The 13,699-nt window shown below is 63.7% G+C and carries 16 protein-coding genes; 4 read left to right on the top strand and 12 right to left on the bottom strand.

The window, feature by feature from the left end:
* Positions 1 to 63: 63 nt before the first annotated feature.
* Positions 64 to 1,080, bottom strand: a complete 1,017-nt coding sequence (locus VQ044_RS12175) for a fumarylacetoacetate hydrolase family protein (protein ID WP_327646922.1) — start codon at positions 1,078 to 1,080, stop codon at positions 64 to 66.
* A 322-nt stretch (positions 1,081 to 1,402) separates the two neighbouring features.
* On the opposite strand from VQ044_RS12175, the gene VQ044_RS12170 reads away from it, so the two are divergent.
* Entirely contained in the window at positions 1,403 to 1,615 is a 213-nt protein-coding gene (locus VQ044_RS12170; protein WP_327624245.1) for a hypothetical protein, read from the top strand.
* A gap of 119 nt (positions 1,616 to 1,734) precedes the next feature.
* Here VQ044_RS12170 and VQ044_RS12165 read toward each other — a convergent pair whose 3' ends face one another.
* The 3 genes from VQ044_RS12165 to leuB form a co-directional block, all read right to left on the bottom strand.
* On the bottom strand, positions 1,735 to 2,406 hold the full coding sequence (locus VQ044_RS12165) for an OmpA family protein (protein WP_327646921.1): 672 nt from the start codon (positions 2,404 to 2,406) through the stop codon (positions 1,735 to 1,737).
* 220 nt (positions 2,407 to 2,626) lie between these two features.
* Complete coding sequence (locus tag VQ044_RS12160; protein WP_327646920.1) at positions 2,627 to 3,658, bottom strand: aspartate-semialdehyde dehydrogenase; 1,032 nt, start codon at positions 3,656 to 3,658, stop codon at positions 2,627 to 2,629.
* A gap of 436 nt (positions 3,659 to 4,094) precedes the next feature.
* Positions 4,095 to 5,207, bottom strand: a complete 1,113-nt coding sequence (gene leuB, locus VQ044_RS12155; RefSeq protein ID WP_327646919.1) for a 3-isopropylmalate dehydrogenase — start codon at positions 5,205 to 5,207, stop codon at positions 4,095 to 4,097.
* A 223-nt stretch (positions 5,208 to 5,430) separates the two neighbouring features.
* Between leuB and VQ044_RS12150 the strand changes: the two genes are divergently transcribed.
* The gene (locus VQ044_RS12150; RefSeq protein WP_327624248.1) at positions 5,431 to 5,871 is read left to right on the top strand and encodes a DUF6789 family protein; all 441 of its coding nucleotides are present in this window, start codon (positions 5,431 to 5,433) and stop codon (positions 5,869 to 5,871) included.
* An 82-nt stretch (positions 5,872 to 5,953) separates the two neighbouring features.
* On the opposite strand, the gene VQ044_RS12145 is transcribed toward VQ044_RS12150, so the two are convergent.
* The 6 genes from VQ044_RS12145 to VQ044_RS12120 form a co-directional block, all read right to left on the bottom strand.
* Complete coding sequence (locus tag VQ044_RS12145) at positions 5,954 to 7,525, bottom strand: GMC family oxidoreductase (protein ID WP_327646918.1); 1,572 nt, start codon at positions 7,523 to 7,525, stop codon at positions 5,954 to 5,956.
* A 95-nt stretch (positions 7,526 to 7,620) separates the two neighbouring features.
* Positions 7,621 to 8,154: a gluconate 2-dehydrogenase subunit 3 family protein gene (locus VQ044_RS12140; protein WP_327624250.1), complete on the bottom strand. Its 534-nt coding sequence runs from the start codon at positions 8,152 to 8,154 to the stop codon at positions 7,621 to 7,623.
* 80 nt (positions 8,155 to 8,234) lie between these two features.
* A complete protein-coding gene (locus VQ044_RS12135; protein ID WP_327624251.1) occupies positions 8,235 to 8,630 on the bottom strand; it encodes a VOC family protein in 396 nt (131 codons plus the stop codon).
* Positions 8,631 to 8,863: 233 nt separating this feature from the next.
* The gene (locus tag VQ044_RS12130) at positions 8,864 to 9,202 is read right to left on the bottom strand and encodes a ribbon-helix-helix domain-containing protein (RefSeq protein WP_327624252.1); all 339 of its coding nucleotides are present in this window, start codon (positions 9,200 to 9,202) and stop codon (positions 8,864 to 8,866) included.
* A 235-nt stretch (positions 9,203 to 9,437) separates the two neighbouring features.
* The gene (locus tag VQ044_RS12125) at positions 9,438 to 10,397 is read right to left on the bottom strand and encodes a molybdate ABC transporter substrate-binding protein (protein ID WP_327646917.1); all 960 of its coding nucleotides are present in this window, start codon (positions 10,395 to 10,397) and stop codon (positions 9,438 to 9,440) included.
* Positions 10,398 to 10,518: 121 nt separating this feature from the next.
* Positions 10,519 to 11,145, bottom strand: a complete 627-nt coding sequence (locus VQ044_RS12120; RefSeq protein ID WP_327646916.1) for a hypothetical protein — start codon at positions 11,143 to 11,145, stop codon at positions 10,519 to 10,521.
* 206 nt (positions 11,146 to 11,351) lie between these two features.
* On the opposite strand from VQ044_RS12120, the gene VQ044_RS12115 reads away from it, so the two are divergent.
* Both VQ044_RS12115 and VQ044_RS12110 read left to right on the top strand, forming a co-directional pair.
* Positions 11,352 to 12,275, top strand: coding sequence for a DUF3179 domain-containing protein (locus VQ044_RS12115; RefSeq protein ID WP_331827674.1), 924 nt, complete (start codon positions 11,352 to 11,354; stop codon positions 12,273 to 12,275).
* Positions 12,276 to 12,446: 171 nt separating this feature from the next.
* Positions 12,447 to 12,587: a hypothetical protein gene (locus tag VQ044_RS12110; RefSeq protein ID WP_331827673.1), complete on the top strand. Its 141-nt coding sequence runs from the start codon at positions 12,447 to 12,449 to the stop codon at positions 12,585 to 12,587.
* A 13-nt stretch (positions 12,588 to 12,600) separates the two neighbouring features.
* Here the strand turns inward: VQ044_RS12110 and VQ044_RS12105 are convergent, their stop codons facing one another.
* Both VQ044_RS12105 and leuD read right to left on the bottom strand, forming a co-directional pair.
* Entirely contained in the window at positions 12,601 to 12,990 is a 390-nt protein-coding gene (locus VQ044_RS12105) for a RidA family protein (protein ID WP_327646914.1), read from the bottom strand.
* A gap of 69 nt (positions 12,991 to 13,059) precedes the next feature.
* Positions 13,060 to 13,665: a 3-isopropylmalate dehydratase small subunit gene (gene leuD, locus VQ044_RS12100; RefSeq protein WP_327646913.1), complete on the bottom strand. Its 606-nt coding sequence runs from the start codon at positions 13,663 to 13,665 to the stop codon at positions 13,060 to 13,062.
* Positions 13,666 to 13,699: the final 34 nt, after the last annotated feature.

The following is a 13,699-nucleotide window of genomic DNA, read 5'->3' as shown; positions in this document are numbered from 1 at the left end:
CCGGTGGTGGCATTCGCGCCCGCCTTGGCGAGGGGGGCTCAGGCGTTCCGTGCTGTGCGGAGATCACCCGCGCTCATAACGCACAACCGTCTGCTCGATGGCGCCAAAGATCGACCGGTGCTTATCGTCGAGCATCTCGATGCGCACGGTGTCCCCAAAGCGCATGAACGGCGTTTTCGGCCCACCGCCCGCGATCGTCTCGACGGCGCGCGATTCCGCCAGGCACGCATAGCCGACGCCGCCATCCGCAATCGATTTGCCGCGTTCGCCGTCGCGCTTGTTGGATACCGTTCCCGAGCCGATGATCGTACCGGCCGAGAGCGGTCGCGTCTTCGCAGCATGGGCGATCAAGGTCGGGAAATCGAAACTCATGTCGATACCGGCATTGGCCCGGCCAAACGGTTTGCCATTGTAGTCCACCGCAAGCGGCAGATGCAGCTTGCCTCCATCCCACGCTTCGCCGAGTTCGTCGGGCGTCACCGCCACTGGCGAGAAGGCCGAGGGCGGCTTCGATTGGAAGACGCCGAAACCGTCGTCGCCTTCCGCCGGGATCAGGCCGCGCAACGAGACGTCGTTGACCAGCATGACGAGGCGGATCGCGGCGCGCGCCTCGGCGACGCTCGCACCCATCGCCACGTCGCCGAGGATCACCGCGATCCCACCCCCCATGTCGAGGCCAAAGGCCTCGTCGGCGAGTGGGATTGGATCGCGCGGACCGAGGAAGGCATCCGAGCCGCCTTGCTGGATCGGCGGGTCGCTCCGGGTGGCCTCCGGCATCTCGGCGCCGCCGGCCTTGCGTATCAATTCGATGTGGCTGCCGTAGGCCGAACCGGTCGCCCATTGAAACGCGCGGGGCAGCGGGCTCATGGCGTCGTGCTCGTGAAACCGTTCGACCGGCACCGAACCGCGCTCGAGGCTGTCGGCGAGCGCTTGCAGATGCGGGGCGACCCGCGCCCAGTCGTCGAGCGCCCGCTGCAGGCTGGGCGCGAGGAACGAGGCGTCGGTCATTTGGGTCAGGTCGCGGGACACGACGACGAGCCGCCCGTCGCGGCGGCCATCCTTGAGCGTTGCGAGTTTCATCAGTCCCACTTTCCTCGGATGCGCCGTAGAGGCGCTGTTTCGGTCCTGCTCCATGATTCTTGTCGTTGCACTGCCGGGTATTCGTGGCAGAGCGGGTCAGATGCCGGGAAGCGGGATTTAAGCATGAAGGCCATTGTCCACCCAGCTTGACAGGCTTCGCTGCGACGGTCGAGGCCTTCTTGAAGCCGGGCGCCAACCCTATCGCGACGGCGTCTGGCGCACGGCGAAAGCCGGGTCTTGCCTTCCTTCGCAAGAGTTCCAATTTTCCGGCAGAAGGACATCCACTCCGCCGCGCGCGGCGGCGCAGCGAAAGGCTATTTCCATGACCATCAGACTTGCCACCATAACCGGACTCATCGTCGCGACCATGAGTGTTTCGGCCTGCACCACGACGCAGAAGACGGTCGGCGGCGCCGTCGTCGGCGGTGTCGGCGGGGCGGTCCTGGGTGACGCGATCGCCGGAACCGGCGGAGCCGTGGTAGGCGGCGTCGCGGGTGCCGTCGCCGGCGGCGCGGTCGGGCGCAATCTGCACTGAGGCAGAGCCGGCGGTTGGACGAACCTCCGGCCGGCGCTTGACCGGTCAAGAATAGTATGAGGGCCACGCTCCCGTCGGAGCGCGGCCCTCATCGCGTGTATCGGCCGTTTTTTGCGGTATTAGCCGGCCCGCAGCGGCGAGATCGCGATCTCGACGCGGCGGTTCTTGGCTCGGCCCTGCTCGGAGTCGTTGGTGGCGACCGGCTGGCTTTCGCCGAAGCCCTGGGTGTTCAGGCGGCGCGGGTTGACACCCTGGCTCGCCAGGAACTGGCTGACCGAGGTGGCGCGCTGCTGCGACAGCTGCAGATTGTAGGCGTCAGAGCCCTGGCTGTCGGTGTGGCCGTAGACGTCGACGATCGACTTGTCGAACTCCTGCAGGACCAGCGCGACGGAGCTGAGCGTCGGATAGAAGGCCGGCAGGATCGACGCCTGGTCGCTCGGGAAGGTGATGTTCGACGGCATGTTGAGGATGATGCGATCGCCGGCCCGGGTGACGGAGACGCCGGTACCCTGGAGCTGCCGGCGCAGCTTGTCTTCCTGCGAATCCATGTAGGCACCGATACCGCCGCCCGCCAGCACGCCGACGCCGGCGCCGATCAGCGCAGCGCGGCCCGAATCGGCGCCCGTCGCCTCGCCGACGAGATAGCCGCCGAGCGCGCCGACACCGGCGCCGATGCCGGCCCCGCCGACGGTGTTGGAGAGCTTGGCTTCACCCGTATACGGGTCGGTCGTGCAACCGGCGACGGCGGTGGTCAGCGCAAGGGCGAGGGCGAGCTTTTTCATGAGCGACATCCAGTGTTTTCTTTGGGGCCTTCACGGCCCGCTTCGTGTCCATTCGCAGTCGGCGTTAGTTGCTGCAAGTGACTAAAATACGACTGATCAGATAGCCGCCGCAATTCCATTTCAGCGTTACCCACAGGCAACGGACAAAAGGTCCGGGTCCCTGTGGTATTCACAAAAAGAAAGGCCGGCCTCGCAAAGCGACACCGGCCGTCCTCTGATTTGGGCTGGCTCAGGCGGCCCGCTGCTTTTCCAGAAGGCCGCGATTGATCAGCAGTTCGGCGATCTGAACGGTGTTCAACGCCGCGCCCTTGCGCAGGTTGTCGGAAACGATCCAGATGTTCAGCCCGTTCTCCAGCGTCTGATCCTCGCGGATGCGGGAAATGTAGGTGGCGTCCTCGCCGGCCGATTCATACGGCGTGATGTAGCCGCCGTCCTCGTGCTTGTCGACGACGAGGCAACCCGGCGCCTCGCGCAGGATCGCGCGCGCCTCGTCGGCGGTGATCGGGTTCTCGAACTCGATGTTGACCGCCTCGGAATGGCCGATGAAGACCGGCACGCGCACGGCCGTGCAGGTGACCTTGATCTTCGGGTCGAGCATCTTCTTGGTCTCGACCATCACCTTCCACTCTTCCTTGGTGGAACCATCCTCCATGAACACGTCGATATGCGGAATGACGTTGAAGGCGATGCGCTTGGTGAACGTCTTGCGCTCGATTTCGTCGGCGACGAATACCGCCCGGCTCTGGGTGAACAGCTCGTCCATGCCGTCCTTGCCGGCGCCCGATACCGATTGGTAGGTGGACACGACGATGCGCTTGATCCTGGCGTGATCGTGTAGCGGCTTCAGCGCCACGACCAGTTGCGCGGTCGAGCAGTTGGGGTTGGCGATGATGTTCTTCTTGGTGAAACCCGTGATGGCATCGGCGTTCACTTCCGGAACGATGAGCGGCACGTCGGGATCGTAGCGGAAGGCCGAGGAATTATCGATGACGACGCAGCCCTTAGCCGCGATCTTCGGTGACCATTCCTTGGACACGTTGCCGCCGGCCGACATCAGGCAGATGTCGGTTCCAGTAAAGTCGTACTGGTCGAGCGGCTTCGTCTTCAGCGTCTTGTCGCCGAAGGAGACCTCGGTTCCGAGGCTACGGCGCGAAGCCAGCGCCACGACCTCGTCCGCGGGAAAACCGCGTTCGGCGAGGATGCTCAGCATTTCGCGTCCGACATTGCCGGTGGCGCCGACGATGGCAACCTTGTAACCCATGGGATACAATCCTTCGCTCTCCCCGTCTGATCATTGCACGCTCGTCTACCGCCCCGGGGGAGACAAGCGGGGCAGACGGCGTCAGATAATCGACGTTTTGATCGTGGAGCGCGCGAACATGGTCTGCGATATGCGCGGAGACACCGCACTTGTCAATCGGACCGCCAGAACGAAAAAAGGCCAGCCCCCTTTCGGAAGGCCGGCCGTTCATTTCGGGGACGCAACGGGCAGACTCGCCCGACGGCCCGCGATCCGCGTGACGGTGAACGAAAGCTAGACCCGACGCGGGTCGCGCTTGGGCTCGCTGTCGCGGTTCAGAAACTTCTTGGCGACCCAGCCGGCAAAGACGGCTTTCAGGATACCTCTAATCATCGTGCTCTCCTTCGACTGATTGAGGATACAATGACTGATGCAGCCAAGTGGTTGCATGGCCGGCTTAGGCGGCGAGCTTCTTTCGGAAACTGTCGCGCACCGCGTCTCCCATTTCCGCCGTGCCGACCTTCCGGCAACCGTCGGACATGATGTCGCCGGTGCGGATGCCGCTGCCGAGCACCTCGGCAACCGCGGCCTCCAGCGCGTCGGCCTCTGCAATCATCGCGAAGGAATAGCGCAGGCACATCGCGAGAGAGGCGATCATCGCCAGCGGGTTGGCGATGCCCTGGCCGGCGATATCGGGTGCCGAGCCGTGGACCGGCTCGTAGAGCGCGCGCCGCTTGCCGGTCTTGGCGTCGACGGCGCCGAGCGAGGCCGAGGGCAACATGCCGAGCGAACCGGTCAGCATCGCCGCGATGTCCGACAGCATGTCCCCGAAGAGATTGTCGGTGACGATGACGTCGAACTGCTTGGGCGCGCGCACCAGCTGCATACCGCCGGAGTCGGCCAGCATGTGTTCCAGCTCCAGGTCGGCATATTCGTCCCGGTGGATGCGCGTGACCACCTCGTTCCAGTAGAGCCCCGACTTCATCACATTGCGCTTTTCCATCGACGTCACCTTGCCGCGGCGGGTCCGGGCGAGGTCGAAGGCGGCGCGGGCGATGCGCTCGATTTCATAGGTTTCGTAAACCTGGGTGTCGATGGCGCGTTTCTGGCCATTGCCGAGATCGATGATTTCCTTCGGCTCGCCGAAATAGACGCCGCCGGTCAACTCGCGCACGATCAAAATGTCGAGCCCCTCGATCACCTCGCGCTTCAGCGAGGAGGAGCCGGCCAGCGCCGGATAGCAGATCGCCGGGCGCAGATTGGCGAACAGTTCCATGTCCTTGCGCAGGCGCAACAGCCCCGCCTCCGGCCGCAGATCGTAGGCGACGCCGTCCCATTTCGACCCGCCGACCGCGCCGAACAGGATCGCGTCGGCTTGCATCGCCAGATCCATGGTCGCATCCGACACCGGCTTGCCGCAATCGTCATAGGCCGAGCCGCCGACGAGTGCGGTTTCGGTCTCGAAACCCGCGTTGGTCGCTTCGTTCATCACGGCGACGAGCTTTACGACTTCCGCCATCGTTTCGAGGCCGATGCCGTCGCCGGGAAGCAGCAGGAGCTTGGTGGTCATGATGCGGTGTCCTCCGTCGTATAAATACAGTCGGCGAGGGATTTACACGAAAGTCGTGCCAGGGACAGCCGGCCGATGACCGGGACGGAACCTTCCCTGGAGTGTGGGCAAATGCCGGGAATTGGCGTCACGTCGATTTGAGATGTTTTGATTGTTCTATCCTCGGCCAACCCCGCATGTCTCGATCCCAGCGATTTGGACCGAACACAGGCGGGACAGCATTATGATTCGTATCGGCAAGGGAATGGCGGCCGGCCTCGTGGCAACGGTTCTGCTCTCGATCCTGATGGTGATGAAGGGCACGATGGGGCTGATGTCGCAACTCGACGTCATCCGGATGATCGCCGGTATGACGGGCATGTCGGCCGCTATCGCCTGGGGCGTTCACTTCCTGTTGGGCACGGTGATCTGGGGCGGTCTGTTCGCCTGGATCAATCTCGCCATTCCGGGCGACACCCAATGGCTGCGCGGCATCGTCTTCGGCATCGGCGCCTGGCTGGCCATGATGGTGCTGGTCATGCCCGCGGCGGGACAGGGGCTGTTCGGCCTGCAGCTCGGAATCATGGCTCCCGTCATGACGCTCATTCTGCATGTCATTTATGGCGCGGTCTTGGGTGCCACCTATGGGGGGATGGTCGGGCCGCGGGTATTGACTGACGGATAGTGGATGTCGCGTTCGCCGCAACCGTCGCGGTTGGGAGGCGAGAGAGCCGGCCGTGGTCGGCTCCCTCGCGCGTCCGGTCCGCTCAAAGCTCCCCGGAAGCCATCCGCCCGGCGATGTGGTCGGCCTGACGCAAGGCCAGCGCGACGATCGTCAGGGTCGGGTTCTCGGCCGCGCCCGTGGTGAATTGCGAGCCGTCGGATACGAACAGGTTGGGGATGTCGTGGGTCTGGCCGAAGCGATTGACGACGCCGTCCTCAGGCTTCTCGCTCATCCGGTTGGTCCCCAGATTGTGGGTCGAGGGGTAGGGCGGGGTGTGGATGGTGCGCACGGCTCCCACCGCATCGTAGATCGCCGAGCCCTGCTGGTAGGCGTGGTTGCGCATCGCGGTGTCGTTGGGATGATCGTCGAAATTGACGTTGGCGACCGGCATGCCGAAAGCGTCCTTGTCGCTGTCCGACAGGGTGATCCGGTTATCCTCGCGCGGCATGTCCTCGCCGACGATCCACAGGCCCGCCATGTTGCGGTATTCGTCCATGGCGCTGGAGAAATCGCGCCCCCATTTGCCGGGGTCGAGAAAGGCCGCCATGAAGGGCAGGCCGAGCGACAGCGTTTCGAACTCATAGCCGCCGGCAAAGCCGCGCGAGGTGTCGTGCCTGGCCTCGTCCTGGACGATGCCGGCCATCGTCGTTCCCCGGTACATGTGCACGGGCTTGTCGAAGGTGGCGTAGACCGACCCGGTCGTGTGGCGCATGTAGTTGCGTCCGACCTGGCCGGAGGAGTTCGCCAGTCCATCAGGGAACATCGATGACTGCGAGTTGAGAAGCAGCCGTGGGCTTTCGATCGAATTGCCGGCGACGGCGACGATCCGGGCCTTCTGCACGTGCTCCTTGCCGTCCTTGTCGGCATAGACGACGCCGGTGACCTTGCCGGAGGCGTCGTGCTCGATCCTGAGGACCTGGCTGTCCGGACGGACTTCGAGCCGGCCGGTCTCCTCGCCCTTGGGTATCTCGGAGACGAGGGTCGACCATTTGGCGCCGGATTTGCAGCCCTGGAAGCAGAAACCGATCTGCAGGCATGAGGCACGATCGTCGCGCGGCTCGGAGTTGATGGCCATGCGGCCGGTGTGGACTTCCTTGTAGCCGATCTTCTTGGCGCCGGCTTCCAGCACCTTGAAGTTGTTGTTGCCGGGCAGGCCGGGGATGCCGTTGGTCCGGGTGACGCCCATCCGGTCCTCGGCCATGGCGTACCAGGGCTCCATCTCCTTCAGGTCGATCGGCCAGTCGAGAAGGTTGGCGCCCTCGATCGCGCCGTAGTTGGTCAGCGTCTTGAACTCGTGCTCCTGAATGCGCAGCGAGGCTCCGGCCCAGTGGGTGGTGGAACCGCCGACCGCCTTGACGATCCAGGCCGGAAGGTTCGGAAAATCCTTGGCGACCTGCCAGTCGCCGGACGTCGTGCGCTTGTCCTTCCACGCGAGCTGGCCGAAGGAATCCCACTCGTCGTTGATGAAGTCCTCGGTCTCGTAGCGAGAGCCGGCTTCGAGGATGACGGTATCGATCCCCTTGAGCGCCAGCTGGGTACCGAGGGTGCCGCCGCCGGCTCCCGAGCCGACGATAACGGCCACGCTGTCGTCATTGAGATCATAAGGTGCGGGCATGGTGCGTTTCCTCCCGGAGTTCTCGATGCCATCGCCTCCTCGCGGCGCATCGAACTCCCATTGTCGAATGCTGGATCTGTTTCCCGGCGCCGCTCTCAGAGCCAGTCGATGTCGTCGAAGCCGCGCTCGATGTAGCCGCCCTTGTCGGCCGAGGCGCCCTCATAGCCGAACATCGGCCAAAGCTCCTTCTGGTTGTAGAGCCCGACGACGAGGTTCGAGCGCACCTTCTGGAAGAACGGATCGCTCTCCATCTCCTTCAGGATCGCGGCTCGGTCGTCCTCGCTCGCCACTGCGGCGTAGTCTTTGTCGTGCTTGGCTCGCGCGGCATCGTTCAGCTTGGCGACGCCGTCCTCGAGCATGGCGAGATCGCTTTCCGAGGCGCGGGCCGCCTGATCGAGAATGTCGACGGCAATCGCGTAATACTTGTCCTCGACGATGGCATGCGGATAGGTGTCCCGCGACATCTGCACGAGGGTCGCGAAAGTCTCCGGCTTCGTCGCCTGCGGCATCTGGCTCCACGCCTGCCCGACGATCATGCCGGATGGCATGATCGTCATGGCCAGAAGTCCGGCTCCGCCTTTCAGAAAGCTGCGCCGGTTCGGCGCGGCGCGCCCCATTACCTCTGCCATTTTGGTTCCTCCCGATGGCGTGGTTCGTCTGTCTCGACCCGTCCCATTCTCCCGCTGGGCCGCGCCAGGAGCGTGCGGCGCTATTGGAAGCGCCCGCCCCGTTCCAGTACCTCGATCTTGTAGCCGTCCGGATCATCGATGAAGAAGAAGCGGCCGAGCATCGTGCCTTGATGCGAGATTTGCTTGATGTCCTTGGGCGCCAGTCCGGCCGCGCGCATGCGCTCGTGCTCGGCGCCCAGATCGCCGACCGAGACGGCAACATGGCCGTAACCGTTGCCGAGATCGTAGGGCTTCGTCTCGCCCTTGTTGATCGTCAGCTCCACCTCGTGCTCGCTCTCCGGATTGGAGAGGTAGACAAGCGTGAAGGAGTCGAAGTCGTAGCGATCGGCGACTTTCAGGCCGAAGGCCTTGTCGTAGAACGCGACCGAACGCGCCTCATCAAGCACCCGCAGCATCGTGTGAATTGTCTTGGCCAAGCCACCCTCGTCATGGTTGCGACGCGCCGGATGGCGGCGTCGGAATTCATGCGGCGGATGCAGTCGGCTGAGGGCATGGAATCGAGCGTCAGTCGCCGCGCGGCGACTACGATATTCCTCCCAGAGCCGGCTCGACCCGCCAGTTCATGACGAGCTTAGACGCAGATTCCATGTGGCGGGTAGTATGATGATAGCACACCGAAAATCCCGGCCTGCTGGGCGGCAATCGGCGGTCAGACCGCGATGCTGAAATCCTGATGACGCTCTATGGGACGCCGAATTTCGCCCGTCTCGGCATCGGCCCGCCGAGTCGCCATGCGCTCGAGATGCAAAAGGCAGGCGCAGCGCAGGAGCGACGTGAAGTTGCGTGCCTCGCCGTGCAGCTCCGACACCTCGTCGTGCAGCGACGTCAGAAATTTCGACAGCGGCATCGCCTGGTCGGCGGCCAGTTCCTCCAGCACGTGCCAGAAGGCGGCTTCCAGCCGGATCGATGTCGCATGGCCGGAAAGGCGCACGGATCGCGTCTCGCTGTCATAATTCTTGGTCGGGATTCCGGCGAAGAGCTGGCACATGCGATGTCCGTCCATAGTTGCGCGTCGGGCCCTGTCCCGTAGTAAAGTCGCAAGCGCGGACGATGACAAGCTCCGGGATGTTGGCGCGACGCTTTGACCGATCGTCAAACCCGACTTTTGCAGAAGGCGAGGGGTGAACGGCGAGGAGCCGGGACCAGGCAAATGGGCGGCGGCACCGGGCCGCTTCGCTATCGGCGAAGCAGCCCGGGACAACTGCGTATGGGACCGGAGCGGCTCAGCCCGCCGGGATCGGTTTCGACTCCAACTCGTCCTTGCTGGCGCGCACGAAGCCGTAGCTCTCATAGATCGCCTGCGCCCCGTCGGAGCGCAGATAATCGAGGAACGTCTCGGCGTTGTCGGGATTGCGGGCGTTGGTCAGCGTGCCGATGGCATAGGCGACCTTGTCCTGCTGGTTCTGCGAGGCGGGAATCTCGACGCCGTCGATCTTGCGGCCCTCCGCCTTGGCGTAGCGCACTTCGGTTTCCCAGACGATGCCGACATCCGCCTCACCGGCTTCGATGCGGTCGGGCGTCTCGCGATGGTGGCGCTCGGTGAACCAGGTCTTGCCCTCCACGGCCCAGCAGCCCTTGCAGTCGGCGTTTCCGGTGACCTTTTCGTGGATGCCCATATCCTTGAGCATCTGCGATCCGTAGAAGCGGAAAATACCCTCGGTCTGCGGATTGGGATGCGACTGCACCAGGTCGTCGCGGGCCAGATCCTCTGCCCCCTTGATGTCCTTTGGGTTGCCCTCGGCGACCATCAGGGACAGCCGATTGTGCGTATAGACCATATACGCATCCATCAGATCGGCGGCCTTCAGCTTCTTCAAATGGCCGAGGTTGACGCTGGCGTAAAGGTCAGGATTCTGCGCCGTATCCTTGCCCTGGATCTGACCCTGCTTCAGAATTTGCTGGTTGAGAATTTGCCCCGGCGGGATGGTTTCGACATAGACTTTCGCAATTTCGGGATTCTTCGACTGAAAGTCCTTGATCAAGTCTTCCATGACCATGAACTGATTGCCGGCGAGATACATGACCAGGTCGGCCGTGTAGGAATCCTCGATCGCGCCGTATTCGACCTCTCCGCCGGCGGAAAAGGTGCGGTAATCCTTGTCGCCGCTTTCCTCTTCCTGCGCGAATGCCGCGCCGGTCAAGAAAATCGCGGCAACGGCCGTGCTAAGTAACCTGTTTATCATTCGTTCTTCCTCCCTTGAAGACGGACGAATTCATACATGCGAATGAACGAATGTAAAGCAGAGGGCGGCCTTCTGACATATCGCGCAGCTTGCCCCCCCCAACGACCGTGAAGGTGCCGCCTCACAAATGCTCGGCCAGTTTCCGTATCAGCCGCCTGCCCTGGCGACGGGAACGAAGCTGACGCGTCGTCAAGCTGTTGGGACGAATCCGCAGGCTCTTCTCGCCGTTCTCGACGAAGGAGAAGCGACGTGATGCGCCGACCGGGAGGAGATCAGGGCCGTAGAGCGCGACCACGATCAGATTCAGCCCAGTCACGGAGTCGGTCCAGGAACTGAGGTTGGACAATTCGGGATCTGTCTCGACCAACTGGCTCACCAGGTCGTCGAAATGGCCGATGTCGAGATAGTCCCCCGTCGAGAGGCTTCCCTGACGCATGGACGAGCGCGGGTCTGAGCCAAGGTCCTCGGGAAGATCGCGCAAGTCGGTGAGGGCATATTCGTAGGACTTGGCATCGGTTTCCAAGGTCGCGATGATACTGGTGATGTAGAGCGGTTCGGCGCTCATGCTGGTGATGAGGCAGCGGGATCGGATGCCGTGGCCGGCGCCGCGGCTGATCAGGATCGAGGAACTGCGCTGGCGCCGGTAGCCGTTCAGCAGAAGCTGCAGATAGACGATCCATACGACCAGCATCGCCGTACTGACCGCGAGGCTGATGAGGTCGGTGTTTTGCGACAGCCAGTTCCACATGATGTCCGCTCCTGCGTTTGTTCCGGCCGCCGCCTCCCCCGACTGCGTCAATCGCCCGCAGAACGCGGGAGCGCGCCGATCGATCCGTAGGCGGGAATCGCGCCGCGATCACGCCGAATCGTAAAAGCGTGACTCGCTTGGGCCCCTGCCGACGCGCACAATCGCGCAAAAGAATTGCCGCGTGTGGGCGAGAGCGGGAGGATGTAATGTATTTTCGGTGGGCAACGGGTGCATTTGTCGTCGCGCTGACTGTGCTGATCTGGACCGGGCTGGCCGGCGCCAATCCCGCGCGGTGGACAGCCGAAGGCTGGCGGACCGATTTCTCCAAGCAATCGGTCGATCTGACGGAAATCATCTCGGGCGGCCCGCCGAAGGACGGCATCCCGGCGATCGACGATCCGCGCTTCCTGACGGCTGTCGAGGCGGATAATCTCCAGCCCCGCGAACCGGTAATACAGCTGACCGTCGGTGGCGAGACCCGGGCCTATCCCTTGAGCATCCTGATGTTCCACGAGATCGTCAACGATACGGTCGCCGGCATTCCCGTCGCCGTCACCTATTGTCCGCTCTGCAACGCGGCGATCGTCTTCGAGCGCGAGCTCGGTGGCACGGTTCTCGACTTCGGCACGACCGGGAAGCTGCGCAATTCCGACCTCGTCATGTACGACCGGCAGACGGAAAGCTGGTGGCAGCAATTCACCGGCACGGGGATTGTGGGAGCCATGACCGGCAAGACGCTCGACGTCATCCCCTCGGGCCTCGTCTCCTGGCAGGCGTTTTCCAAACGCCATCCGGACGCCAAGGTGCTGGCGCCGCCGACGAGCATGAGCCGGCCCTATGGCCAGAACCCCTATGTTTCCTACGACAGCGCGGCGATGCCGTTCCTCTATCGCGGCGAGATGCCGGATGGGATCGAGCCGATGGCGCGCGTGGTGGTCGTGCGCGCGGCCGGGACCAACCAGCCGGTCTCCATCGTCTCGCTGGCGAAGCTGCGGAAAGGCGGCAGCCTCGAGCGCGGCGGCTATCNGTGGTGGTCGTGCGCGCGGCCGGGACCAACCAGCCGGTCTCCATCGTCTCGCTGGCGAAGCTGCGGAAAGGCGGCAGCCTCGAGCGCGGCGGCTATCGTCTGAGAGTCCGTTTCAAAACTCTCTACCACGCAGTTCGGAATGAGATTTGGCCGCTGTCAGCGATGCAGTTTCGCCGGTTTCCTGCCCGTGGGGGTTATGCGGAGAAACTACGAACATCGGCTTTCCGGGGTTTCGAAACGGCCTCTGAGCTGGGAAGAAGGCCAGGCCTCGGCGTTGGATACGCGCGAGATCGGCAAGGGCCGGGAGGTCGGCACCGTCAGCGTCAGCGGACCGGACGGCAAGCCGGCGGTCCACGACATCACCTTCGCCTTCGTCGCCCACGCCTTCCATCCGGAGATGACGATCGAGGGGTAGGGCTCGGGTCGGGCTAGCCGCGAAAGGCCGTCGCCTCGATCTCGACCTTCATCTCCGGCCGCAGCAGGCCCGCGACGATCATCGTCGCGGCAGGGCGGATGTCCGCGAGCCAGCGGCCGGTCACCGCGAAGACCTCGGAGGCGAGCGCGGCGTCGGTGACGATATAGTTGATGCGCACGATGTCGGCGAAGGTAAAACCCGCCTCGCGCAAGGCCGCGTCGATGGTGCGCAGCGCGTTATCCGCCTGCTCGGCGGCGCTGTCGGGCATTTCCATCGATGTATAGTCGTAGCCGGTCGTGCCCGCGACGAAGCACCAGTCGCCGACCGCGACGGCGCGGGAATAGCCGGCCTGCTTTTCGAACGGAGAGCCGGTGGAGATGAGGCGGCGGTTCGTCGCATTCATGGCGTTTTGACCTGCGATCGTTTCGACAAAGACGCCCGGTTCAATCCAGCCAACCGGTCACCGTCGACCTCAGGCCCAAGGGCGGCGTTCGGCCAGCGCGGTCTCATAGCTGGCGATCGAGCCTGCCTTCTCCATGGTCAGGCCGATATCGTCGAGACCGTTGAGTAGGCAGTGCTTGCGGAACGGGTCGATCTCGAAGGAGATCTCGCCGCCGTCAGGCCCGGCGATCGTCTGCGTCTCCAGATCGATGGTCAGGCGCGCATTGGCGCCGCGCTCGGCGTCGTCCATCAAAAGATCGAGCTGTTCCGGCGTGACGCGGATCGGCAGGATGCCGTTCTTGAAGCAGTTGTTGTAGAAGATGTCGGCGAAGGACGTGGAAATCACGCAGCGGATGCCGAAGTCCAAAAGCGCCCAGGGCGCGTGCTCGCGCGACGAGCCGCAGCCGAAATTGTCGCCCGCGACGAGGATTTCGGCGCTGCGATAGGCCGGCTTGTTGAGCACGAAATCGGGGTCCTCCGATCCATCCTCGTTGTAGCGCGGCTCGGCGAACAGACCCGTGCCGAGACCGGTGCGCAAGATCGTCTTCAGGTAATCCTTCGGGATGATCATGTCGGTGTCGACATTGACGATCGGCAAGGGGGCGGCGATCCCGGTCAATTTGTCGAACTTCTGCATAACGGTCTTCCTTCGTCACGGCGGCTCATCGTCG

Origin of the sequence: Aurantimonas sp. C2-5-R2 (assembly GCF_036549495.1) — a bacterium.
Classification (GTDB): Bacteria; Pseudomonadota; Alphaproteobacteria; order Rhizobiales; family Rhizobiaceae; genus Aurantimonas; species Aurantimonas coralicida_A.
The sequence above is the reverse complement of the archived record's forward strand: the minus strand, read 5'-3'. Positions and strand labels throughout refer to the sequence as shown.